Genomic DNA, 24,093 nt, shown 5'->3' with positions numbered 1-24,093 from the left:
CCATGGCATACACCCCGACCATCCGTCAGGCCGTCGGCGACGTACGGCGATGCCTCGCCGACATCGGCATCACCCGACAGTCATCCGTTCTGCGCGAACACGGCAGGCACGAGCCGTCACCGGACGCGCCCCTGGTGTTGGTGGCGTGCTCGGGAGGCCGCGATTCCCTCGCCCTCGCATCCATCACCGCCACCGTATGCGGCACCCTCGGCGTACGATGCGGCGCCGTCATCGTCGACCACGGGCTGGTCGCCGGCTCGTCCGCCGTCGCGGACGAAGCCGCCGGCCGATGCCGCGGCTTCGGCATGGACCCCGTGATCGTACGGCGCGTGGTGGTGCCGTCCACCGGCGCCGGCACCGAGGCCGACGCCCGTTCCGCCCGATACGATGCGCTCATCGAAACGGCCATCGAATACCGGGCGGTCGCCATGCTGCTCGCCCACACCCGCGACGACCAGGCCGAAACCGTACTGCTCGGACTGCTGCGCACCGTCGGCCTCGACGCGCTCGCCGGCATGCCGCGGGTCATCGACCGTGACGGCGTGCTCTTCGCCCGTCCGTTCCTCGACCTGACCCGCCGGCAGACCACCGAGATCTGCGAGACACGGGGCGTCGAATGGTGGGACGACCCCACGAACGGCGACGCCGCCGACGAAGGCGGCCTCTCCACCGACCTGCCGCTGCGCTCACGCGTGCGGCATGCCCTGCTGCCGTATCTCTCCCATCTGACCGACACCGACCTCGTGGAGCATCTGAGCCGCAGCGCCGGCTTCGCCCAGCGCGACAAGGACTACATCGACGAACGGGCAAGGTCGGTATACGAACGGGTCGTGAACCATCCCGAGGATTCGTCGTCCAATTCTCCGACGGTCGCCGCGCGCATCGACGCCGCGGCGCTGGGCGGCGAGCATCCGGCCATCCGGGGCCGCGTGATCGCCCGCGCGCTCGCTCATGCGGGCGCCGGGGCGTCCTCGCGGCACGTCGACGCCGTCGATGCATTGGTCGCGAACTGGCATGGTCAGGGAGCGGTGCGTCTTTCCAGCGCATATTCAGCATGTCGTCAGGGTCACGTCATTCTCGTGTGCCATGATAGAGTGCATGAAAATCGCTGATATCCAAGACGACATCGCTGAGGAGCTCGTCAGCAAAGAGCAGATCGATGCCAAGATTCGAGAAGTGGCCGCACAGGTGGATCGTGACTATGCCGGCAAGGATCCGCTGCTGATCGCCGTGCTGAAGGGGGCCGTCAACACGCTGGCGGCGTTCTCGCAGGCCCTGAGCATTCCCGTGACCATGGATTTCATGAGCCTTTCCAGCTACGGTTCGGGCACGGTCTCGTCGGGCAAGATCACCGTCAGGCAGGACCTTTCGACGGACGTGAAGGGACGTCACGTGCTGATCGTCGAGGACATCATCGATTCCGGCATCACGCTCGACTGGCTCATCAAGGAGCTCAAGCGCCGCGGCGCGGCCTCGGTGGAGGTTTTTGCCCTGTTGGAGAAACCCGCGCGACACGAGGTCCACATTGATGTGAAATACAAGGGGTACGAGATTCCGGATAAATTCGTGGTGGGATTTGGTCTGGATTATGACGAGCGGTACCGGAACCTCGATTCGATCGCGGTGCTGGCACCCAAGGTTTACCAAGGAGAGCAACAATAATGAGCTTCCCAGGGCCGAATCGTAACGATAACGGCAACCCGTTCACGAATCCCGGCGGGGGCCGGCGTGACGACAGGAACAAGGGCAACAAGGGCGGCAACGGACGCCAGGGCCAGCAGGGCCCCCGTCCGTTCTGGCAGTCGCCGTGGATCTGGGTGACGCTGCTGGTGCTGCTGGCCATCACAGGATTCCAGATGTTCTCGATGGGCGGCACGCAGACCATCAACACGCAGGACGGTCTCGAGCTGCTCAAGGACGGCGCCGCCAACTACGCCGAGATCACCGAGAGCAAGCAGACGGTGAAGCTGGAGCTCAAGGAGGACTTCCACAAGAAGGACCCCGACACCGGCAAGGACCGCAACTACGGCAAGAACGTCCAGTTCTACTACGTGTTCGCGCAGGGCGGCCAGATCTCGCAGGCCGTGCAGAAGGCCGACCTTTCCAAGGGATGGACCTCCACCGTGCCGCAGACCAGCATCCTGACGTACCTGCTTACGTCGCTGCTGCCGTTCATCATCATCTTCGCGCTGTTCTGGTGGCTGATGAGCCGCATGCAGGGCGGCGCCGGCGGCATGTTCGGCATGGGCGGCAAGAAGAGCGCCAAGCTGCTCGAGGGCGAGACCCCCGACACCAAGTTCGCCGACGTGGCCGGCGAGGACGAGGCGCTGCAGGAGGTCGAGGAGATCAAGGACTTCCTCAAGGACCCGTCGAAGTACAAGGCGCTTGGCGCCCGCATCCCGCGCGGCGTGCTGCTGTACGGCCCTCCCGGCACCGGTAAGACGCTGCTCGCCCGCGCCATCGCCGGCGAGGCCGGCGTGCCGTTCTACGCCATGGCCGGCTCCGACTTCGTCGAGATGTTCGTGGGTCTCGGCGCCTCCCGTGTGCGCGACCTGTTCGACGAGGCGAAGAAGAACGCCCCGGCCATCATCTTCATCGACGAGATCGACGCCGTCGGCCGCAAGCGCGGCTCCGGCATGGGCGGCGGCCACGACGAGCGCGAGCAGACGCTCAACCAGCTGCTCGTGGAGATGGACGGCTTCAACAACGACACCAACCTCATCATCATCGCCGCGACCAACCGTCCCGACGTGCTCGACCCCGCTCTGCTGCGACCGGGTCGATTCGACCGTCAGGTGGCCGTCGAGGCCCCCGACCTGGCCGGCCGCGAGGCCATCCTCAAGGTGCACGCCAAGGGCAAGCCGTTCGTGCCGGACGTCGACATGCACATGATCGCCGTGCGCACCCCGGGTTTCACCGGCGCCGACCTGGCCAACGTGCTCAACGAGGCCGCGCTGCTGTGCGCCCGCGCCGGTGCCCAGCTCATCGACAACCGTGCCATCGACGAGGCCATCGACCGTGTGATGAGCGGCCCGCGCCGTCGCTCCACCGGCATGGCGCTCGACGAGCTGCGCAACACCGCGTATCACGAGGGCGGTCACGCGCTCGTCGCCGCGGCGCTGCACAACACCGACCCGGTGACCAAGGTGACGATCCTGCCGCGAGGCCGCGCCCTCGGCTACACCGCTGTCATGCCCACGCAGGACCGCTACTCGCAGTCCCGCAACGAGCTGCTCGACCAGATGGCCTACGCCATGGGCGGCCGCACCGCCGAGGAGGTCGTGTTCCACGATCCGACCACCGGTGCGTCCAACGACATCGAGAAGGCAACCAACATCGCCCGCAAGATGGTCGTGGAATTCGGCTTCTCCTCGCAGCTCGGCGCCATCAAGTGGGCGTCCGACGACGACCAGACCACGGTGATGGACGGCCTGAGCCCGCGCAAGTACTCCGACCGCACCGCGCAGATCATCGACGACGAGGTGCTCAAGCTCGTCGAGACCGCGCACACCGAGGCGTGGAACATCATCAACGAGAACCGCGACGTGCTCGACGAGCTCGTCCGTCAGCTGCTCGTCAAGGAGACGCTGAACGAGAAGGAGCTCGCCGCCATCTTCTCCAAGGTGCGCAAGGCGCCGGTGCGCGAGGTGTGGCTGTCGAACGACCGCCGCCCCGACTCCGACCTGCCTCCCGTGCCGATTCCGGAGAAACTGCAGAAGAGCATGAACCAGCCGCTGGAGGGCCAGCAGCCGAACCAGAACGGAGGAGCCACCGCCTGATGGCAGCATACGACGAGGAAGGCGTGCGCCAGGCCGTGCGCCTCTACCTGAAATCCATTGGCGAGGACCCCGACCGCGAGGGCCTGCTCGACACCCCGGACCGCATCGCCCGCGCCTCGCGCGAGATTTTCGCCGGACTCCAGCAGGACCCGAAGGACGTGCTCTCCGCACGGTTCCGCGTGGACACCGAGGAGATGGTGCTCGTGCGCGACATCGAGCTCTATTCGGTGTGTGAGCATCACCTGCTCCCGTTCCACGGCGTGGCCCACGTCGGCTACATCCCCTCCAAGGAGGGCGTGACCGGTCTGAGCAAGCTCGCCCGACTGGTCGAGGTGTATGCCCGCCGCCCGCAGGTGCAGGAACGCCTCACCCAGCAGATCGCCGATGCGCTCATGGAGCACGTGGACGCCCGCGGCGTCATCGTCGTCACCGAATGCGAGCACCTGTGCATGTCGATGCGCGGCATCAAGAAGTCGCAGGCCCGCACGGTCACCTCCGCGGTGCGCGGCGTACTCAAGAACCCCGCCACCCGCGCCGAGGCCATGAGCCTCATCTTCTCCCAGCACTGATCCGTCGGAATGTCGGGATATCCGGAATATCCCGACATCGATACGGACACGACGGAGTCGAAGCTCCCCTTCGCACGTTCGGCAAGGGGAGCTTTTGCACATTACAAGGCGGGTTTCCAGCAAAGATTCCCAAGAAGGATTCGTGAGAAAGATTCACGAGAAAGCATCGAAGGGGCGTCAGTACCATTGACCGATCTCAACGCATTGCATGATTCATCCCGCACGCTCGTCATGGGCGTGCTCAACATCACCGAGGACTCGTTCTCCGACGGCGGCCTGTGGCTCGACCCCGCCAAGGCACGCCGGCACGGCGCCGACATGATGGCCGACGGTGCCGACATCATCGACATCGGCGCCGAATCCACGCGCCCCGGCGCCAAACGCGTCAGCGAGGAGGACGAGCTGACGCGCATCACCGGCGCCGTCACGGCGCTCATCGACCACCCCGGCGCCGTGCTCTCCATCGACACCACGCGCGCGTCCGTCGCCGCCGCGGCGCTCGACGAAGGCGCGCAGATCATCAACGACGTCTCCGGCGGCCGCCTCGACAAGGAGCTGCCGCACGTCGTCGCCGACCACGACTGCCTGTATATCGTGCAGCACTGGCGCGGCTGGCTCGCCGGCTCGCACGGCGGCGCCGCGCCCGACGCCGACACCTCGCACTACGAGCATGGCGTCCTCAACGACGTACGCGACGAACTCATGCGGCAGGTCGACGACGTGATCGCCGCCGGCGTCAGGCCCGAACGCATCGTCATCGACCCGGGCCTCGGCTTCTCCAAGCCCGGCATCGAACACAACCTGCCGCTGCTCGCCGGTCTCGCCGCGTTCAAGGCCACCGGATACCCGGTGCTCATCGGCCAGTCGCGCAAGCGGTTCATCGGCGCCATGCTGGCCGAAGCCGGCATCGAGGAGCCGACCATGGACGACAAGGACAACGTCACCGCCGCCCTGTCGGCCCTGTGCGCCGAACACGGCGCATGGGCCGTACGCGTGCACGACGTACGTCGGTCCATCGCCGCCGTCCGTGCGGCCACCATCTGGAAGCAGTACGCCGCCTAGTCGTCCGAACCATACAAGAAAGGCCATCATGGATTCCATCCGACTCACCGGCGTACGCGCCGAAGCCACGCACGGCGTCCTCGACTTCGAACACGTCGAGCCGCAGCCGTTCATCGTCGACGCCACCATGTTCCTCGACCTTTCCGAGGCAGGCGCCAGCGATGACCTCGCCGCCACCGTCGACTACGGGCAGATCGCCAAGCGCATCGTCAACGTTATCGAAGGCGAGCACGTCGACCTCATCGAACGACTCGCCACGAAGATCGCCGACTCCATCCTGCTGTCGCACCGCATCCAGCGCGTCATCGTGACCGTGCACAAGCCCAAGGCGCCCATCAAGGTGCCGTTCGGCGACGTGAGCGTGACCATCGAACGCGCCCGAGACCCCGAACCGGCGCCGATTACGGCCGCATCGCAGGCCGCGGCCGCGCAGAACCCAGCGGCGGACGGCGCCGTCGTAGGCGCCGACGGCAGGCGGCCCGATACACCCCACACCGCGGTCATCGCCATGGGCGGCAACCTCGGCGACGTCGAACAGACGCTGCGCGCCGCCGTCGTCGCCATCGACGGCGTGCCCGGCAACCAGGTCAACGGCATCTCGCCGCTCTACCGCACTGCGGCCTGGGGCATGGAACCCGGCACGCCGGACTTCCTCAACGCCGTCATCGAGGTGACCACCACGCTCGACGCCGAAACGCTGCTGCAGGCACTGCAGACCATCGAATCGGCGCACGGCCGCTCCCGCGATGTGCATTGGGGCTCGCGCCCGCTCGACCTCGACATCATCGACTTCGACGGCGAGACCAGCGCCGACCCGCATCTGACCCTGCCGCATCCGCGCGCCTGGCAGCGGGCGTTCGTGCTCGCCCCATGGGCCGACCTCGAACCCGAGGCCATGCTCTCCGGACCCCACGGCGGACCGGTCGCCGAACTGCTTGCGCAGACGCCCGACCGCGACCGGATTGAGAAGGTCTCCGACAGCTGGATCCTCGGCGGATCGGTCATCTGACCGCGTCGCCGGCATCTCCGGCTCCGGCATCCATAGCAGGGAAACGAACCACAATCGAACCTCAATCCAAGGAGGCAAGGCATGAAGGTACGACGCACACCATGGTGGCAGTACGTGGTCTCCATTGTCCTGGGCACCCTCTGCGGCGCCACATTGGTCAAGGTCACCGAGCACAGCGCCTACACGCTCATGGGCGCCCCGTGGCTCGTGTCCCTGCTGCTCGCCATGCTGGGCACGCTCGTGCTCGTCCTGTCATGGCAGGTGCATAAATACGTCAAGGGCGACATCAAGGTCATGAGCATGGACCGCGCCGTCAACACGCTGCTGCTGGCGAAGTCGCTTGGCATAGCGGGGGCGGCGCTCGCCGGATGGTACGGCGGCCAGCTCATCATGAGCCTCGGCCATCTCGAAGCGGAGTTCTACAGCGACGCCGCGCTCGAATGCGGCGTCGCCACGGTCATCTGCCTCATCGACATGGTCATCGGCATCGTGGGGGAGTACTGGTGCCAGCTGCCGCCGAAGGACGGTCCGGAGCATCCGAAGGTCAAGGAGGCGGAACGGCGCCGCAATCTCGCGCCGGCGGCCGGCACCGCCGGCGCGGCGGGTGCGGGCGGCGCGGAAAAGACCGGCAGAACCGCCGACGGGACGGACCATCGGAACGGCCGTCGCAAGACGCGTTGATTCCGTCCAATAGCCAAGAAGCTCCGCAATCGGCTCCGCTGTGCCACAATGGAGTGTATGACACGTTATGAATTGCGCACGGTTCCCGGCGAGCGCGACATCGTCCTGCGGGTGGCTGCCGATGACGGCAGCTTCCGTACGACGCACGTCTACGGCGAGCAGGAACAGTATCCGTTGACGACGGACCGCTACTATCACAATCTTCGCAACCTGTTCCTTGACATCCTCGACGTCCTCGACGGCAATCCGCCGCTCGCCGACGATGACGCCGACGACGGACCGGACGCCCCGACCGGCAACACCATCAGTCTCAAGACGCTCGCCCAGCGCGCCTCCCACGCCGCGGCGGACGGCTCCGGCAACGCCCGGCGGTTCAAGGACGCCCGGTCGCTCTGGGCGTTGATGAGCAACCATGTGGACGTGCGGGTCAAACGTCCCGACGACGAGCCGATCGTGGACGTGCGACGCACGAAGAACTGGAAGAAGAACCAGCCGATGCGCGCCGTGCCCGCCGACCCCGGCGCATGGTTCGTCTCCAGCGTGTACTCGCGTTCGAACCAGCGCAAGAACCCGGTGATCATCTACCGCAGCATCGACGCCGTGTTCGACGCGCTGCTGACCGATCTCGACGAGACCGCCGCGCCCGATATTACTCGGGCCCGCGACGCCATCGCCGCAAACCTCGACTATCCCACGTATGCGGACATCGCCGCCGCATTGGGCGACTCTAACATGCTGGTCTTCCACAACGACCGATCGCTGGCCGATTGGATTCGCGAGCAGGCCCGTGCGCAGGAGACCATCTTCCCCGACACCCCGGCTCAGGTGTACGTCATCCCCGACCCGACGATCGATGACGACGATCCGCGCTATCTGCCGGCGGAATCGACCATGACGCTGGCGCATCTCGCCAACGTCCTCGCCCCGCGCGACTGACGATCGGCGCTGCCGGCGGCCGTCGTGGCCGTCGGCAGCAGCCGCATCGAATGTGATCCGGCATATCGGTCGGTATCGGAGCCGATACGAAAACACCTCCCTCTGATGAGGGAGGTGACACGTCGCCTGTTTTTTCGGTTTCCCGCTTTTCAGCTTATTTCTCGGCTTCCTTCGGAGGATTCGGAACGCGGATCATCGCCTCCTGGCTCATCGCGGCCACAAGCTCGCCGTCGCGCGAATACACCTTCGCATAGCTCAGGCCACGGCCATGCGCCGCCGTCGGCGTATCCTGCACATACAGATGCCACTGGTTGATATCGACGTCGCGGTACCACCACATCGAATGGTCGAGCGTGGCGAACGAGATGCCCGGCGTCATGAAACTCAATCCGGCGCGGCGGACGATCGGCTCCATCATGATCTGATCGCAGCCGCATGCCAGAATCGCACGATGGCACAGCTGCGGCAGGTCCACCTGGCCGTCGATCTTCATCCAGACCATCTGTTTGCCGCTGTTCGCGCTCGCCGCCTTGTCGTCGGTTCCCAGCATCACGGTGCTGTTGATGTGACGGATGTCGAACGGCGAACGCTCGGCATAGTATTCGGCGAACGGCGACTGGGCGCTGTACGGCTTCATCAGCTCCTTGGCGCTGGTCAGCGATTCGGGGTCGGGGACGTTCTGCGGCATCGGGTCGGCGAACTCCACGCCCTGCTGCCCATGCTTCTGGAAGCTGGTGATGGCGGTGAGAATCGGGCCCTTCGACTGTGTGGCGTTCACACGGCGGGCCGAGAACGAACGGCCGTCACGCAGATTCTCCACGTCGAACAATACGTCCTGGCGGATGTCGCCGGCGGCGATGAAATACGCGTGGATGGAATGCGGCAGCCGGTCCTCGGGGACGGTACGCGCCGCAGCGACGACCGACTGCGCGATGACCTGGCCGCCGTAGACGCGGCCGGTGGGGAAGTACAGGCTCTCACCGCTGATGTAGGTGTGGTTGCGGTAGGGGGACGGGTCTCCCAGCCGCAGCACCTTGATGAGATGATTGAGCGGTGACTGGTCTTCCCGAGTCTCTTCCTGCGTCATGAATTCCTCGCTTGTCGTGTTGTCATGCAGTGGTCGTTGGCGTCTGCAGCGTCGAAGCGCCGGCGTCGTTTTGCATTCTGCAATGCAGTCTATCCACGACTCGTAAAGAAAAAGAGGACCGTTTTGTAACAAGTTCGTGAGCTAGGTGAACGCAAGATGACGGTGTTGCCGAACGGAACGCAGATGCGTCGACGATGAAACGACGGGTGCGCGCTCACATGTCGGGGGTATTGGCAATTCGCGGTGTGGCCCATCGAAACATGATGGCCTGCGATGGATTGCGTCGCAATATGCCGGTTTTGCATCGTAATCCATTGGAAAGCGATGATTTTCGATGGACTGCGCTGCGTTTTGGCGAATATGCAATGCAATCCATCGAAATCGAGACGGTCGATTTTCGAGACCGTTGGAATCATGCGGTTTTGTCGGGGAGGATTGTCTGGCTGCGATGGACTGCGTTGCATAATCGCCGATTTTGCGGTGTAGTCCATCGGAAAGAGTCGATTTTCGATGGACTATGCCGCATTTTGACGATTTTGCGCTGCAATCCATCGGACGACCTTGTGCAACCTGGATTACGCCATGGATAGGAGCGCCATGGATAAGAGACCATTGGCATCTGACATCCGGCATCCAATATTCGGCATCATCCGACAAGCCTATATGTGTCGCAATCCGCGGAATCACCGCGGCAGGCGGCACATCTTCTCCAGGGGGCGCGCCTCGATGAGGAAATCCACGCGGACGTCTCGCGAAATCAGCAGTCTCGACACCTGAAAGGCGAAATACGCTCGGGATTCGGCATCCTTCAACGCATCCGCGGTCACGACGAGCACAATCCATCCGTGCAGTCGCAGCAGTTCGCGTTTTTCCTGGTCGCGTCGCCATTGCCGCTTGTCCGTACGATGATGGTCGCCGTCGTATTCCACCGCCACGCGAGCCTCCGGCCATGCCATGTCCACGGTCATCGCCGCTCCCGACCGGAACGTCAGCCCCGGCACGACGTAATTCGTTTCGGGGCAGGGGACGCCGTGGCAGACCAACGCAAGACGGCATATCGTCTCCTGTGGGGAATATACGTTCTCCTGAGCAAGCCGCAATGCCATGCGGCAGAACAGTTTTCCGGCAAACGATGACGATTGTTCAAGAAATTCGCTCATGCGTTGCAGGGGATCTCGCTTACCATCCATCATCATGCGGAATATAACGGCGTCGGTGAGTGCGATGAACTGTTCTAGGTCGACGAACCGTGCCATCTGGGCCCATGTATGCACCAGGTCGAGCACATATATGGACGGAGACAGACGGATTTGCGACGGTCCGTCGAATTCGGTCCAGACGTGTGAGGCCATGGTCTTCGAGCTCATTCGGCGTCCACGCGTGCTGGCCACGGAATGCAGCCGATCGGTGTCGAGCCGGCACTGTTCGGGAACTGGTACCATCTGCAATTCGAGAGCGGTCGTCAATCCAAACAATATTTTCCGCTTGCCGTTCCTCGTCTCCTCGATGCATCGTTGCAGGGTGCTCTGCCGTTTGGTCGCCAGCGTTTTGCTCATGGTACTGATGTCTTGTGCATTGTCGTTGACGGGATGGGAATGATTCCGATGGCCGGTGTGCCGGTCCGAGTCGTTGGTCTGTCGTGGATGGTTCGGGTATCGCATGGTCTTCGGCCCCCTTGATGAAGAATGCTGTGCAAAACGTCGTGATATTCACGCTAACGGAAAACCAATCGCCGACGGAAGCCAAACGAGGAATGTGGATAACTGTGATGTGAAGTGTGCCGATAGGGCCGGCGACAGCGCCAATGCATCCGACCGACGATGCGGCTGGCGACGATGTGGTTCGCAACCATGCAATTCACGACGCCGGGGCTTACGGCATCGTGCACGCCATGATGGCAAGCACGGCGGCGGCAAGCCCCAGTGCGGTCGAGGCGCCTCCCACGGCCATGAGGATTATCGGGGCAATCGGGGTTCGGTAGCGGAAAACGTGGAGTTCGGTGGCATGCAGTCGTTCGTGGGGATACGTTTGGAGGCGGAGGAGCATCGACGGCAAGGCATCGTTGATTGTACAGATAATGGGGCATCGGTCGATTCGTGCACGGCACCCGGTCGGATTGGAATGCGCACGGTGGTCACGGCACTGTTCCGGCCACACATCAGGGGTTTGATATTCCGCTGGCCGGAGCTGCGGTCGAGGACAACGGAACGTTAATCCTTCCGTTCGTGGTATCCGTCGAAATCACGCCATGCATAGACGGGCGTCTTGCCGTCGGGGCGTCTTGCCCAGCCCATCCACCGTGCTTCGGCGATACGGATGCCCGAGTGTGTGTCGGGGTGTTGAGAGGACCGCCGCCATTCAAGGACGCTGTTCAATAGGCGTTATTCTCGAAGAGCGACGATGCCGGCGGCGAGCATGACGACTCCCACGGCGACACCGATGACTATCACGATGATAATGGTGATGATGTCCTGGGAAGTCATGGAATCCATGGTATTCGGGGAATTGCTATGGTTCGTGATGGAGTGCGCCGCATATTGGTGGTTTTGCGGCGTAATCCATCGGAAATGCCCGGTTGCTGATGGATTACGCCGCGATTTGGCGAATATGCGGAGCGGTCCATCGAAATCAAATTGGTTGATTTTTAAGATCGTTGGAATCATGCGGTTTTGTCGAGGTGGATTGTTTGGTCGCGATGGATTGCGTCGCAATATGCTGGTTTTGCATCGTAATCCATTGGAAAGCGATGATTTTCGATGGACTGCGCTGCGAAAACGCGAATGTGCGGAGCGGTCCATCGCGCAAGCGGGGAACGTCGAGCAGTGAAGAAGTGAAGACGGAAAGATGAGAGAGGAGGTGAAGGTGAAAGGGAAAGGTGAATGTGAAAGGGATGAGTAGGGGGGGCGAGGAGTTTCTTGTGCCGCGCATATGACAACGGCTCCCGCTGAGGGGAGCCGTTGCATTGATGTCGTCGCTGCTGAATTCGGAATCGCGATGGCCCACTGGCATCACGACGGTCGATCGGAACCGCGATGACGACCGGAACCGCGATGACGATTGGAACCGCGATGGGCGGTGAAGCCTTACGCGCGGGTCAGCTTGCGGTGCAGGCGGTGCGGACGGGCCGCATCCTCGCCGAGGCGCTTGACCTTGTTCTCCTCGTAGGCCTGGAAGTTGCCTTCGAACCAGTACCAGTTGGCAGGGTTCTCGTCGTTGCCTTCCCAGGCGAGGATGTGCGTGGCGACGCGGTCGAGGAACCAGCGGTCGTGGGAGATGACCACGGCGCAGCCGGGGAACTCGAGCAGCGCGTTCTCCAACGATTCGAGCGTCTCGACGTCGAGATCGTTGGTGGGCTCGTCAAGCAGCAGCAGGTTGCCGCCCTGCTTGAGGGTCAGCGCCAGGTTCAGACGGTTGCGCTCACCACCGGAGAGCACGCCCGTGAGCTTCTGCTGGTCGGAGCCCTTGAAGCCGAAGCTGGCCACGTAGGCGCGGGTCGGTACCTCGACGCCGCCCACTTCGATGAAGTCGAGACCGTCGGACACGGCCTCCCACAGGTTCTTCTTCGGGTCGAGGCCGGCACGGTTCTGGTCGACGTAGCTGATCTTCACCGTCTCGCCGATCTTCAGTTCACCGCTGGTGAGCGGCTCGAGACCGACGATGGTCTTGAACAGCGTGGACTTGCCCACGCCGTTCGGGCCGATGACGCCGACGATGCCGTTGCGCGGCAGCGTGAAGCTGAGGTCGTCGATGAGCACACGGTCGCCGAACGCCTTGTGGATGTGCTTGGCCTCGAGCACCGTGGAGCCCAGACGCGGCCCCGGCGGGATCTGGATCTCGGAGAAGTCGAGCTTCTTGGAGTTGCGTGCCTCCTGCTCCATCTGGTCGTAACGCTCCAGACGGGCCTTGTTCTTGGCCTGACGGGCCTTCGGCGAGGAACGCACCCATTCGAGCTCGTTCTTCAGACGCTTGGCGAGCTTGGCGTCCTTGGCGCCCTGGATCTCCATACGCTTGGCCTTGGTCTCCAGATACGTGGAGTAGTTGCCCTTGTACGGGTACAGATGGCCGCGGTCGACCTCGCAGATCCACTCGGCCACGTTGTCCATGAAGTAACGATCGTGGGTGACGGCGATGACGGCGCCCTCGTACTTGTGCAGGAACTGCTCCAGCCACAGGATCGACTCGGCGTCGAGGTGGTTGGTGGGCTCGTCGAGCAGCAGCAGGTCGGGGGCCTCGAGCAGAAGCTTGCACAGGGCCACGCGACGGCGCTCGCCACCGGAGCACACGGTCACCGGGGTGTCGGGGTCGGGGCACTGGAGGGCGTCCATGGCCTGCTCGAGCTGCGAGTCGAGGTCCCAGCCGTTGGCGGCGTCGATCTCGGTCTGCAGCTTGCCCATCTCCTCCATGAGGGCGTCGAAGTCGGCGTCAGGGTTCGCCATCTCCTCGCCGATCTGGTTGAAGCGGGCGACCTTTTCGGCGATCGGGCCGAACGCCATCTTGATGTTCTCGCCCACGGTCTTCGTGTCGTCCAGCGGCGGCTCCTGCTGCAGGATGCCGACGGTGAAGCCCGGGGTCAGCGTGGCCTCGCCGTTCGAGACGGTGTCGAGGCCGGCCATGATCTTCAGCAGCGTGGACTTGCCCATGCCGTTGGGGCCCACCACGCCGATCTTGGCGCCGGGCAGGAAGCTCAGGGTCACGTCGTCAAGGATCACGCGGTCGCCGTAGGCCTTGCGCGCCTTGATCATCTGATAAATGAATTCAGCCAAGTGAGTTCCTTATCTCTGTCGTTGGTTGTATTCCGTTGATTCCCAAAATTTGCGTGCCCCGTTCGCCGCGATCGTCGGAAGTCGCCGCGATCGTCGTGATGGCCGCGAGGCGTGGCAAAAAGTTCCAAAACCATTATTCTACAGGCCATCTACAGCCGTATGCAACGGCGTTTGGCGGGCGGAAAAACCCGCTGTAAAACCTGCTGTCACCGATTCGCGGTGCCAGAAGGTCGTTTTTCGCCCTGAAAACGACCGGAAGGCACCATGAATCGCGGGTTCCGACCGTTGCGAGCCGTTAATCCGCTATCGGCCCGTGTGTTCCGCGCCGTCGCGCGCGAGGCGGAGCTGCATGGCGAGGCGATAGTAGTCGATGAGCCTGTCGACCACGTTGGGCCAGGTCCGTCCTTGGATGGCCTCGAAGCCGTTGTCGGCGATGCGCCGGCGGAACGCGTCGTCCGATATCACGCGCTGGACGCAGGCGCGCAGGGCCTTGTCGTTCCGCGGGGAGTAGAGCAGGCCGGTCCGTCCGGTGTCGACGAGGTCGAGCGGGCCGCCGCTGGCCGGCGCGATCACCGGCAGCCGGCTCGCCATGGCCTCCTGAATCGTCTGGCCGAACGTCTCCTGATTGCCGGTGTGCACGAACACGTCGAGCGCGGCATAGGCGTCGGCCAGTTCGTCGCCGTGCAGCATGCCGGTGAATATGGCCGTCGGCAACCGGCGATGCAGGTCGTCGGCGCACGGGCCGTCGCCCACGATCACCAGGCGGATGCCCAGTCCCGAAAGACAGGTCAGACGGTCCACCTGCTTTTCGGGCGCCAAACGTCCCACATATCCGACGACCGGCACCGCGCCGTCGTAGCTCCATTTGCGATGCAGTTGCCGTACCTGTTCCGATTCGGCCCGGCGCGGGTTGAACAGCGTCGAATCGACGCCGCGTCCCCACAGCCGGATCAGCGACGGCTCGACGCCGAATGTCTCGAGACGTTGCCGGGCCTGATCGGTCGGCGCCAACGTGAGCGTGGCCTGGTTGTGCAGTCTTGCGATGCGGTCGGCGAGGATCTGCTCGGCGGCGTCGCCCGCGGATTTGCCGACCTTGCGCAGCCAGCCGGTGTGCTTCGGCGCCATGCTGCCGGCCAGTCCGTCGATGGTCTGACGGGCGAAGCGGCGCGCGTACTGCGCCACGTCGGTCTGGTAGACGGCCACCGTGGCCACGCCCAGCTCGTCGCCGGCGATCAGGGCCGCATGGCCGAGCCGGGAGATCGGCGCCGCCACATGGATGACGTCCGGGCGCGGGCCGGACTCGATCATATCGATGACCGTGCTTTTCATCGGGATGGCCACATTGAAGTGCTGCACCGGCCATGATGTGACCGCATCGACGCGATACCCCGCGAACGAGCCGCTTTCCGGCGCCGGCTGCGGGGCGATAACCTGCGCGTCAAAACCGCGGTCGGTGAAACGGCGCAATATATGCTTCACGCTGTTGCTCACGCCGTTGGTCTGCTCCAATGACGATTCGCTCACCACGAGCACGCGCAGCGGGCGCCTTCCGTGTTCGGCATGCGTCGCGGACCGCTGGTCGTCGTGTTCCATATCGTCGGTCATCCCACCCATACCGCCCAGTCTATGGACGACGGATTCGACGGAAGGCCCGGTTTCGCCGTTGTTCAGCCATTGTTGCCGCATCGGTTGCCGTGACGACGCTTTGCGGGAGGCTTCGGCGACGTGCATGGTCCCGTGATGTATGGATGCACGGCCCCTGACCGCATGGCAGACCGTGTGATAGACATGAACCTCGTACAGGAGAACGAGGAGAGAAGACGGAGGAAAGGCATGAAACGCAAAACCCGAAGCGCCGCGGCGACGCCGGCGCTGCTCGCCGCGCTGATCTTTCTGGTGGCGTTGAACCTGCGACCGGCCATTGCGGCGGTCGGACCGGTATTGACGCGCATCGGCGAGGACCTCGGCTGGGGCGAAAGCGTGCTCGGCGTGCTTGGCGCCATGCCGTTGTGGGCGTTCGCGGCCGTAAGCCCGCTGGTCCGGTTCGTCACGGCGCGACTCGGTGCCGACCGGACCATTCTCGCCGCGCTGCTGGTGCTGGCAGCCGGCGATGCGGTGCGTTCGTTCGGCGGGCCGGCCGGCGTCTGGTTGGGCACCGTGGCCGTGGGCGCCGGCATCGCCGCCGGCAACGTGCTCGTGCCGGTGATCGCCAAACGCGACTATGCCGGCCACGTCTCCATGGCCACAGGCGTGTACTCGGCCTGCATCACGACCGGTTCGGCCATCGCCGGCCTGACCGCCGCCCCATTGGCCGACATGCTTGGCGGATGGCGGCCGGCGCTCGCCCTATGGGCGGTGCCGCCGCTGGTCGTGGCCGCGTTGTGGTCGATTCGTGTGATGCGGGGGACGATGTCATCGGATGACGCACAAGAATCCGACGATATTCCCGTATCCATCGATTCGTCTGCCGGCGCCGCCGCTGTCGAAGCTGCCGTTGATTCCACGCCACTGTGGCGCCGGTCGATGACCTGGTGGGTCACCTTGTTCATGGGCTTGCAGTCGGCAGCGTTCTACACGATGTCGAACTGGCTGCCTTCGGTCGTCACCGCCGCCGGATTCAGCGACGCGACCGCCGGCGTGCACCTCTTCGTCTTCCAGTCGCTGGGCATCCTCTCCGGTCTGATGATTCCCGCGCTCATGCAGGTGCGTGGCAACCAGGTCTGCGCGGCCATGGTCTCCAGTCTGCCCATGGTCGTCGCCGGCCTCGGCTGGATGCTGGCTCCCGGACTGTCGTTGCTGTGGAGCGTCATCGGCGGCATGGGGCAGGGCGCGGCGTTGGTCGTGGCGCTTACGTTGATCTCCCTGCGTGGCCGCACGTCCGCGGAGACGGTCGCGTTGTCCGGCATGGCGCAGTCGATCGGATATCTACTGGCGTCGGTCGGCCCGCTCGCCTTCGGCACGATGGCCGAACTCTCCGGCGGATGGACGATGCCGCTCGTACTGTTCACCGCGTTCGCCGCCGCGCAATGCGTCGTCGCCATGCTCGCCGGCCGCGATACGGCCCGGCGTCGCTGATCCGCAGCCGCGCTCCGAGAGGGGCGGCGTCGCCGTCGTGATTCGTCGATGATGAGTTTCGCGAAACATTTGCCGATAATATGGTCGATGTCGAAAAATTGTTTGATATGCAACAATCTTGCGGATTGCGTATCGACACGGTCGAAGTGAAGCGAAAGAGGTATCCCGTGCGCGAAACCGGACGGACGATGTCGTCAACACCAACGCCGACAACAACGGATTCGGATTCGGATTCGGCTGCGGTCGCGGCCGCGCCGGCCACACGACTGTCCAACGGCGGCAAGGCGCGGGTCGAGCCGAAGCTCGTCATCGCCGTCGTGTCCCTGGCCATCCTGACGTTCCTCGGCATCCTTTCCGAAACGTCACTCAACATCGCCTACTCCACGCTGATGGGCGAGTTCTCCGTAGGCGCGGCCGTCGTGCAATGGCTCACCACCGGCTATCTGCTGCTGCTGTCGGTGGCCATCCCCAGCTCGCCGTTCATGGTGAGGCGCTTCGCCACCAAGACGCTGTTCGTCGCCGCCGTGGCCATCTTCACCGCCGGCACCGTGCTCGGCGCGCTCGCCGTCAGTTTTCCGATGCTGCTGGCCGCGCGTCTCGTCATGGCGCTCGGCACCGGCATCTCGCTGCCGCTCATCACCAACATCATCCTCGAGAAGGCGCCGCTCGAACAGCGCGGCATGATGCTCGGCATCGTCAGCCTCGTCACCTGCGCGGCGCCCGCCATCGGACCGGTGTTCGGCGGCGTGGTGATGGAATGGCTCAACTGGCATTGGATCTTCTATACGATGCTGCCGTTCCTCGCATTGTCGTTCGTGCTCGGCGCGGCTACGATTCCCGAGATCCGGCATGAGGGTGACGCCGCCAAGGCCACGATCAGCGTGCCGTCGCTGGCGCTGGTGGCCGCGGGGCTTGCGGGGCTCATCGTGGCGGTGAGCTTCTTCGCCGAATGGAACGGCGACTGGCGGTTCTGGGCGGTGCTGGCGGCGAGCGTTGCGGTGCTCGCCGTGTTCGTGGCCGTGCAGCTGCGTATGGAACGGCCGCTGGTGGAGGTGCGCGTGTTCGGCTATTCCGGATTCTCGCTGGGCATGCTGATTCTGCTCATGAGCTCCGGCGGCGTGCTCGGGCTGAACTTCCAGCTGCCGATCCTGCTGCAGCGTGGCTTCGGATTCGGCAGTCTCGTCGCGGCGCTGATTCTGCTGCCCGGTGCCGTGGTCGGCGCCCTGTGCGCGCCGTTGATCGGCAGCGCGTTGAAACAGCATTTCCCGCCGAAGTTTATCGTATTCGGTTTCATCGGCGTCACCGCCATGGATGCCGTGTTGCTGCTCGCCTCCGGCAGCGTATGGGCCGTGGCCATCGCCTACGCGCTGTTCATGGCGTTCTCCGGATTCGTGCTCGTGCCCGACCAGACGCATGCGCTGAACCAGCTGCCCGCACGACTCAATGCCGACGGCTCCGCGGTGATGAACACCGTGCAGCAGCTCTCCGGCGCCATCGGCACCGCCGTCGCCAGCACCCTGCTCGCCGAATTCTCCGCCGCCGCAGTACGGGGCGGGGTCGGCGCGGCCGAATCGTATCTGCTGGCGTTCTCGCACAGCATGTGGGTGTTCGGCGGCATGGCGGCGGGCGGCGTGCTGCTCGCCGCGCTCATGTTCCGCTTCTCCACGCGGCGGCCGCCCGAACCGGAGCCGCAGGCCGTGGATGTGTGAGCGAGTCGTCGAAATCCGTGGTTTACCCTACCGAATTGTCGATTCTGACCGTGTTTTGCGATGATTTGCGCGGGGAAAATTCGGATTTCGCTGATTTCGGTGGGAGCATGGAGCCATGGGCAAAGCTGGCAGAGGCATAGGGGAAGGTGCGCCCCAGGGCTGGCCGTATGTTGACGGCGGGCAAGATCAGGACGGCGGGCGTGACACCATCGGCCCGGATGATGGGTACGGTGCCGCCTCTCCCGATGGGAGCATGGACGGCGCTCCGGCCTTCACGGACGTGCCGACCGCCGAGGACCGCGCCGCCGTCCGTCGCATCCGCGCCAAAACGCTGATCTGGTTGGTGGTCTTCCTCGCAGTGCTGGTCGCTGCGGTTATGGCCTATGATGGCGGCGGTCCGCTAGCGCGCGCCTACCCGTGGCTGGCCATCGGTTCGCTGGTCGTCGGCACCGTCGCGCTCACCTATGGCATCGGCTGGCGGCGGGCGGCAGCGGTCATCCATGCAGCCGGCGCCGGCGACCGTATCGCCGCGGCGTATCTGCGATACGGTCCGCAACTCGGTTCCGTCGCGTGGTGGTGGACGACCCCGCCGGTCCGGTCCAGTACGGAACGGCGACGCATGACCGCCGTCGGCGTGCTGTTGCTCGTTGTCGCCGTCATCGGCGGCGTCATGACCGTCGCATTATGGAATACACCGATATCGCGCGGCTATCTGGCGACGGTGACGCTGTCCGTCATCCCGATGCTCGTCGTCGGCGTATGGGCCGTGACATTCGCCGCAAAACCCAACGAACGCATCGGGCGTGCGGCCGGCCTCCTGTATTATGCGCTGCTTATCGCGGGACTCATATCGTTGGGTCTCGCATGGACGGCCACGCATGACGGCTATGCATTGGGCGTGTTGATCACGGTGTACGGATTTGCGTTGAACTGCATCAGGGGATTGCGACATCTCGTGCCGGTCATTCTCGCGAACGACATTTTCATACCGACCGGACGCAGTGCCATCGACGCCGACGTCGCGCGCATGGCCGCCGCCGAACCGCAGGTGCCGATGGACGGTCCCGGCAGCCCGCAGATGCGGCGGGTCCGCGCCAGGTACGAGCGCCGGATGCTGCTGCGCTACACGCTGCGTGCCGTGCTGCTGCTCATCATGCTGGCGGCGGTCGTCGCGTTCAAGGTGGCGTTCGGCGGGTGACGGCAGAATACTATGACGTTGATTTCGTGAGAAGAGGAGAGAGGAAGCGATCATGTCAAAACCGAAGCGTACGGGATTGCCGCATATCGTCAAGCGGATGCTGTGCTTCTGCGGCGGCGTCGCCGTCAACTCGGTCGGCATCGCGCTGATCACGAAAAGCAATCTCGGCACCTCGCCGATCTCCAGCGTGCCGTGGGTGATCACGCTGCACTGGCCGGCCGTCAGCTTCGGCATGACCACGTTCGTCATGAACGCCGTGTTCATCCTCGTGCAGGCCATCCTGCTGCGTCGCGACTTCCACGCCGTGCAGCTGCTGCAGATCGTGGTCAATGTGGTCTTCAGCGCATTGCTCGACGTGAGCATGGCCGCCCTGTGGTTCTTCAATCCCGAAACGTGGTGGCTTCGCGGTCTGGGACTGCTGCTCGGCTGCACGATCCTGGCGTTCGGCATCTGCATGGAGGTCTCTCCGGGCCTGGTCACCGTGCCGGGCGAAGGCATCGTACGCGCCATCGCCGTCGTGACGAAAGTGCGGTTCGGCACCGTCAAGGTCTGCTTCGACGTGTCGCTCATCATCCTGTCGACCATCATGTCGTTCCTGTTCTTCGGCCGGCTCAACGGCGTGGGCGTCGGTACGGTCGTCGCCGCTGTCATCACCGGCCAGATCGTCAACTTCTTCAACAGGCACATCCGATTCGTCGGGGCGATTGAGCGTGGCGAGGGCGCGGTGTAAGTTCGGACGCATGACCGATTTCGCCGCCGACCGCAACGACCCTGCCGCCTTCGCCGTCCGCGCCGAATCCGTGGGATTCTGGCGCGACCGTCGACTGATCCTCGCCGACGTGAACCTCAATATCCGTCGCGGGGAGAAGTGGATTCTCTTCGGACCGAACGGCATCGGCAAATCCACGCTGATCGCCATGATGAGCCTGCGGCAGTTCCCCAATGTCGGCCGGCTCTCCCTGCTTGGACACCGTCCCGGCGGCATCGACAAGTTCGCGTCCGGGCGTCGCATCGCGCTCGCCTCGTCGGCCGTTGGCCGTGAGGTCGCACCTCCCGCCGACCCGTTGGACGTCATTGTCGACGCGGCGCCGATTCGCGCCGTACCCGAGGATCTGGGCGACTCGGCCGACGTGGTCGAGCTCGCGGCGTCGCGGCGTGGCGCCGCCCGCCGCCGCGAGGGCGCCGAATACGAGCGCGCGTATACGCTGATGGAGCGTTTCGGCATCGAATACCTCGCCGGCAGGCGCATGGCCGGGCTTTCCGAAGGCGAACGCACACGCGTGCTGATCTGTCGCAATCTCATGTCCGCCGCCGACCTCATGATCTTCGACGAGCCGACCACCGGCATGGACCTCGGCGGCCGCGAGCTCGTCGTGCGCGAGTTGGGCAAGCTGGGGGAGGGCGACGGCGAATTCGCGGGTGCCTCCGACCGGACGGTCATCCTCGTCACCCACCAGCTCGAGGAGATTCCCGCCGGGTTCGACTATCTCGCGCTCATGGGCCACATGCCCGAGGAACGTTACCGCGAATATCTCGCCGCGCATCCGAACATCTACGCGCCCGACCTGGGCAACCCCATGCCCGGCACCGTCACCTACACCGGCGGGCTTGAGGACGGCTTCACCTCGGAGCATCTGAGCGGCATGTTCGGCTTTCCCATAGAGGTGCGCCACCGCGACGGCCGCTGGTCCGCGTTCCGCGCCTGACGATGGCCGGCCGGAGTGTCGGATTTGCGTTCAACCGTACTTGAACCGGTTATATTGAACATGGATGTGAGCGCACACATCGCTGTGCCGCATAAGTGTGTCTGACTATTCGTCGCATGGCGACGGAAACCGAAAACAAGGAGCAAACCGATGAAATACCGCAGCGTAGGCAAGTCCGGACTCAAGATCAGCGAGATCGCCCTCGGCAGCTGGGTGACCGACCTCAAGGGCTCGGCCCAGGAGGACGTCGCCCGCCAGACCATCAAGCTGGCGTTCGACTCCGGCGTCAACTTCTTCGACTGCGCCGACGCCTACTCGGCCGGCGCCGCCGAACGCTTCTTCGGCGAGGTGTTCAAGGACTACCCGCGCAAGGAGCTCGTGCTCTCCAGCAAGGTGTACTTCCCGACCGGCGATGGCGTGAACGACCGGGGGCTGAGCCGCAAGCACATCTTCGAAAGCATCGACCAGACGCTGAAGAACATGCAGACCGACTACCTCGACATGTACTTCTGCCACCGTTTCGACGAGACCACCGACCTGACCGAGACGCTGCGCGCCATGAGCGACCTCGTCGCCCAGGGCAAGGTGCTCTACTACGGCGTCTCCGAGGAGTGGGGCTCGGCCCGTCTCGAGGAGGCTCAGCGCATCATCGACCGCTACAACCTGTACCCGATCACCGTGGTGCAGCCGCAGTACAACCTGCAGGACCGCTACATCGAGCATGAGATCATGGGCACCTGCCGTCGCCACGGCATCGGCATCACCACGTTCTCGCCGCTCGCGCAGGGCCTGCTCACCGGCAAGTACCGCAAGGGCCAGCCGCTGCCCGCCGGCTCCCGCGCCACCTGGCAGGCCGACCACCAGATTAACGACCTGCTCACCGACGAGAACCTCGACAAGGTCGAGCAGCTGCGCGGCGTGGCCGAGGGGCTCGGCACCAACCTGCCGATCCTCTCGATGGCATGGATTCTGCAGCATCCCGAAATCAGCTGCGTGATCGCCGGTGCCAGCAAGCCCAGCCAGCTGGAGAACAACCTCAAGGCCTCCGGCTTCGAGATTCCCGCCGACGCCATGGCCGAGATCGACCGCATCACCGGCTTCCACCGCTTCGAGCGCCACGTCGGCTGATTGATTGATGATCGATTGCTGATTGATTGATTCGCGCGGCGGGGAGAAAAGGAATAATATCCGCCGCGCGAATTCATGAACGACGACGTTCTGCGTCGTCGTATTGCCATGATACATCACGATGTGTACGAACGTACATGAAACATGCCGGAATGATGTGAAGATGCCTCGTTCCCGTTGCCATGCCTGAACCGTATGACGATTTTGGCGTATGGCGTATTTGTTATTCCCCTTCTTGATTCCTAGAGTGAACAGCGGGATGCCGGCGTGGATGACGCCGGCAGCATGTCCGCCGATATCGAAGGAGAACCGACATGGCAGCAACAATGAAGGCCGCGATCTTCGAAGGCCCGGGGAAGATGGCCGTACGCGAGGTGCCGAAGGCCCGCCTCGAATCCGACGGCGACGCCGTGGTGCGCGTGGTGCGCGCCTGCGTCTGCGGTTCCGACCTGTGGTACTTCCGCGGGCTCTCGCCGCACCCCGAGCACAGCCAGATCGGCCACGAGTCCATCGGCGTGGTCGAGGAGGTCGGCCCGGCGGTGAAATCCGTCAGGCCCGGCGATTTCGTGGTGCTGCCGTTCCCTTATAGCTGCGGCAAGTGCCCGGTGTGCGAGGCCGGCTTCGAGTCCGTGTGCCCCCACGGCGGCTACTTCGGTGCCAGCCAAGCCGAATACGTGCGCGTTCCCGAGGCCGACGGCACCGTGGTCAAGGTTCCCGGCTCGCCCGAGGACTACGACGACGCCACGCTCGCCTCGCTGCTCACCATCGCCGACGTGATGTCCACCGGCTACCATGCCGCCGTCTCCGCCGAGGTCAGGCCCGGCGACACGGCCGTCGTCATGGGCGACGGCGCCGTCGGCCTGTGCGGCGTGCTGTCCGCGAGGATGCTCGGCGCGTCCCGCATCATCGCCATGAGCCGCCATGAGGACCGCGCCGCCGTGGCCCGCGAGTTCGGCGCCACCGACATCGTGCCCGAACGCGACCAGGCCGCCATCGACAGGGTGCTGGAGATGACCGGCGGCTACGGCGCCGATGCCGTGCTCGAATGCGTCGGCTCCAGGCAGTCGTTCGAGACCGCGCTTGGCCTCATCCGCCGCGGCGGCGTCATCGGCCGCGTGGGCCTGCCGCACGATGTGGAGATCAGCGCCGAAGGCACGTTTTACGGCAACATCGGCATCAAGGGCGGCCCCGCCCCCGTGCGCCACTACGACCTCGACTCCGGTCTGCTCGACGCCGTGCTCAAGGGCGAGATCAACCCCGGCCGCGTGTTCACCGCGGAATACGACCTCGACCACATCCAGGACGCCTACGAGGCCATGGACCGGCGCAAGGTCATCAAGTCGCTGATTCGCTTCTGACTCGCCACGTGTGCCGGTGTCGCCGCCCTCGCA

Annotated in this window: 20 protein-coding genes and 1 pseudogene; 16 read left to right on the top strand and 5 right to left on the bottom strand. The window is 64.4% G+C overall.

Features of this window, described 5'->3' with window-relative positions; genetic code table 11:
• Positions 1 to 2: 2 nt before the first annotated feature.
• From tilS to CS006_RS01460, 8 genes and pseudogenes are all read left to right on the top strand, one after another.
• Positions 3 to 1,112: a tRNA lysidine(34) synthetase TilS gene (tilS, locus tag CS006_RS01495; RefSeq protein ID WP_100510020.1), complete on the top strand. Its 1,110-nt coding sequence runs from the start codon at positions 3 to 5 to the stop codon at positions 1,110 to 1,112.
• Positions 1,099 to 1,662, top strand: coding sequence for a hypoxanthine phosphoribosyltransferase (gene hpt / locus CS006_RS01490; RefSeq protein ID WP_100510019.1), 564 nt, complete (start codon positions 1,099 to 1,101; stop codon positions 1,660 to 1,662). The genes tilS and hpt overlap by 14 nt, the downstream gene beginning before the upstream one ends.
• On the top strand, positions 1,662 to 3,779 hold the full coding sequence (gene ftsH / locus CS006_RS01485) for an ATP-dependent zinc metalloprotease FtsH (RefSeq protein ID WP_100510018.1): 2,118 nt from the start codon (positions 1,662 to 1,664) through the stop codon (positions 3,777 to 3,779). Before hpt ends, ftsH begins: the two co-directional genes overlap by 1 nt.
• Positions 3,779 to 4,348 (top strand): GTP cyclohydrolase I FolE, encoded by a 570-nt coding sequence (gene folE / locus CS006_RS01480; RefSeq protein WP_100510017.1) that lies wholly within the window; start codon positions 3,779 to 3,781, stop codon positions 4,346 to 4,348. Before ftsH ends, folE begins: the two co-directional genes overlap by 1 nt.
• Positions 4,349 to 4,534: 186 nt before the next feature.
• The gene (folP, locus tag CS006_RS01475) at positions 4,535 to 5,410 is read left to right on the top strand and encodes a dihydropteroate synthase (protein ID WP_100510016.1); all 876 of its coding nucleotides are present in this window, start codon (positions 4,535 to 4,537) and stop codon (positions 5,408 to 5,410) included.
• A 28-nt stretch (positions 5,411 to 5,438) separates the two neighbouring features.
• Positions 5,439 to 6,416: pseudogene (gene folK / locus CS006_RS01470) on the top strand (2-amino-4-hydroxy-6-hydroxymethyldihydropteridine diphosphokinase); the annotation flags it as partial.
• Between the two features lie 84 nt (positions 6,417 to 6,500).
• Complete coding sequence (locus CS006_RS01465) at positions 6,501 to 7,100, top strand: DUF3180 domain-containing protein (protein ID WP_100510014.1); 600 nt, start codon at positions 6,501 to 6,503, stop codon at positions 7,098 to 7,100.
• Between the two features lie 57 nt (positions 7,101 to 7,157).
• A complete protein-coding gene (locus CS006_RS01460) occupies positions 7,158 to 8,036 on the top strand; it encodes a hypothetical protein (RefSeq protein WP_100510013.1) in 879 nt (292 codons plus the stop codon).
• 154 nt (positions 8,037 to 8,190) lie between these two features.
• Here the strand turns inward: CS006_RS01460 and CS006_RS01455 are convergent, their stop codons facing one another.
• Positions 8,191 to 9,123, bottom strand: coding sequence for an acyl-CoA thioesterase (locus CS006_RS01455; protein ID WP_100510012.1), 933 nt, complete (start codon positions 9,121 to 9,123; stop codon positions 8,191 to 8,193).
• A gap of 194 nt (positions 9,124 to 9,317) precedes the next feature.
• On the opposite strand from CS006_RS01455, the gene CS006_RS10625 reads away from it, so the two are divergent.
• Positions 9,318 to 9,713: a hypothetical protein gene (locus CS006_RS10625; protein ID WP_133119505.1), complete on the top strand. Its 396-nt coding sequence runs from the start codon at positions 9,318 to 9,320 to the stop codon at positions 9,711 to 9,713.
• Between the two features lie 93 nt (positions 9,714 to 9,806).
• Here the strand turns inward: CS006_RS10625 and CS006_RS01450 are convergent, their stop codons facing one another.
• From CS006_RS01450 to CS006_RS01440, 4 genes are all read right to left on the bottom strand, one after another.
• The gene (locus tag CS006_RS01450; RefSeq protein ID WP_100510011.1) at positions 9,807 to 10,679 is read right to left on the bottom strand and encodes a PDDEXK family nuclease; all 873 of its coding nucleotides are present in this window, start codon (positions 10,677 to 10,679) and stop codon (positions 9,807 to 9,809) included.
• A gap of 825 nt (positions 10,680 to 11,504) precedes the next feature.
• Entirely contained in the window at positions 11,505 to 11,786 is a 282-nt protein-coding gene (locus tag CS006_RS10620) for a hypothetical protein (RefSeq protein WP_133119504.1), read from the bottom strand.
• Positions 11,787 to 12,206: 420 nt separating this feature from the next.
• Positions 12,207 to 13,886, bottom strand: a complete 1,680-nt coding sequence (gene ettA, locus CS006_RS01445) for an energy-dependent translational throttle protein EttA (protein ID WP_100510010.1) — start codon at positions 13,884 to 13,886, stop codon at positions 12,207 to 12,209.
• Between the two features lie 303 nt (positions 13,887 to 14,189).
• On the bottom strand, positions 14,190 to 15,491 hold the full coding sequence (locus CS006_RS01440; protein WP_165777176.1) for a glycosyltransferase family 4 protein: 1,302 nt from the start codon (positions 15,489 to 15,491) through the stop codon (positions 14,190 to 14,192).
• Between the two features lie 228 nt (positions 15,492 to 15,719).
• Between CS006_RS01440 and CS006_RS01435 the strand changes: the two genes are divergently transcribed.
• The 7 genes from CS006_RS01435 to CS006_RS01405 all read left to right on the top strand — a co-directional run bounded on the left by CS006_RS01435 (position 15,720) and on the right by CS006_RS01405 (position 24,060).
• A complete protein-coding gene (locus tag CS006_RS01435) occupies positions 15,720 to 16,961 on the top strand; it encodes an MFS transporter (RefSeq protein WP_100510008.1) in 1,242 nt (413 codons plus the stop codon).
• Positions 16,962 to 17,128: 167 nt separating this feature from the next.
• Complete coding sequence (locus tag CS006_RS01430; RefSeq protein WP_243386588.1) at positions 17,129 to 18,670, top strand: DHA2 family efflux MFS transporter permease subunit; 1,542 nt, start codon at positions 17,129 to 17,131, stop codon at positions 18,668 to 18,670.
• A gap of 253 nt (positions 18,671 to 18,923) precedes the next feature.
• Positions 18,924 to 19,868, top strand: a complete 945-nt coding sequence (locus tag CS006_RS01425; RefSeq protein WP_100510007.1) for a hypothetical protein — start codon at positions 18,924 to 18,926, stop codon at positions 19,866 to 19,868.
• Between the two features lie 52 nt (positions 19,869 to 19,920).
• Positions 19,921 to 20,598: a YczE/YyaS/YitT family protein gene (locus tag CS006_RS01420; RefSeq protein WP_243386586.1), complete on the top strand. Its 678-nt coding sequence runs from the start codon at positions 19,921 to 19,923 to the stop codon at positions 20,596 to 20,598.
• A 10-nt stretch (positions 20,599 to 20,608) separates the two neighbouring features.
• Positions 20,609 to 21,574: an ATP-binding cassette domain-containing protein gene (locus tag CS006_RS01415; RefSeq protein WP_100510005.1), complete on the top strand. Its 966-nt coding sequence runs from the start codon at positions 20,609 to 20,611 to the stop codon at positions 21,572 to 21,574.
• A 150-nt stretch (positions 21,575 to 21,724) separates the two neighbouring features.
• Complete coding sequence (locus CS006_RS01410) at positions 21,725 to 22,702, top strand: aldo/keto reductase family protein (protein WP_100510004.1); 978 nt, start codon at positions 21,725 to 21,727, stop codon at positions 22,700 to 22,702.
• A 314-nt stretch (positions 22,703 to 23,016) separates the two neighbouring features.
• Positions 23,017 to 24,060 (top strand): zinc-dependent alcohol dehydrogenase family protein, encoded by a 1,044-nt coding sequence (locus tag CS006_RS01405; RefSeq protein ID WP_100510003.1) that lies wholly within the window; start codon positions 23,017 to 23,019, stop codon positions 24,058 to 24,060.
• The last annotated feature ends 33 nt before the right edge of the window (positions 24,061 to 24,093 follow it).

The organism is Bifidobacterium primatium (assembly GCF_002802875.1).
GTDB lineage: Bacteria > Actinomycetota > Actinomycetes > Actinomycetales > Bifidobacteriaceae > Galliscardovia > Galliscardovia primatium.
The sequence above is the reverse complement of the archived record's forward strand: the minus strand, read 5'-3'. Positions and strand labels throughout refer to the sequence as shown.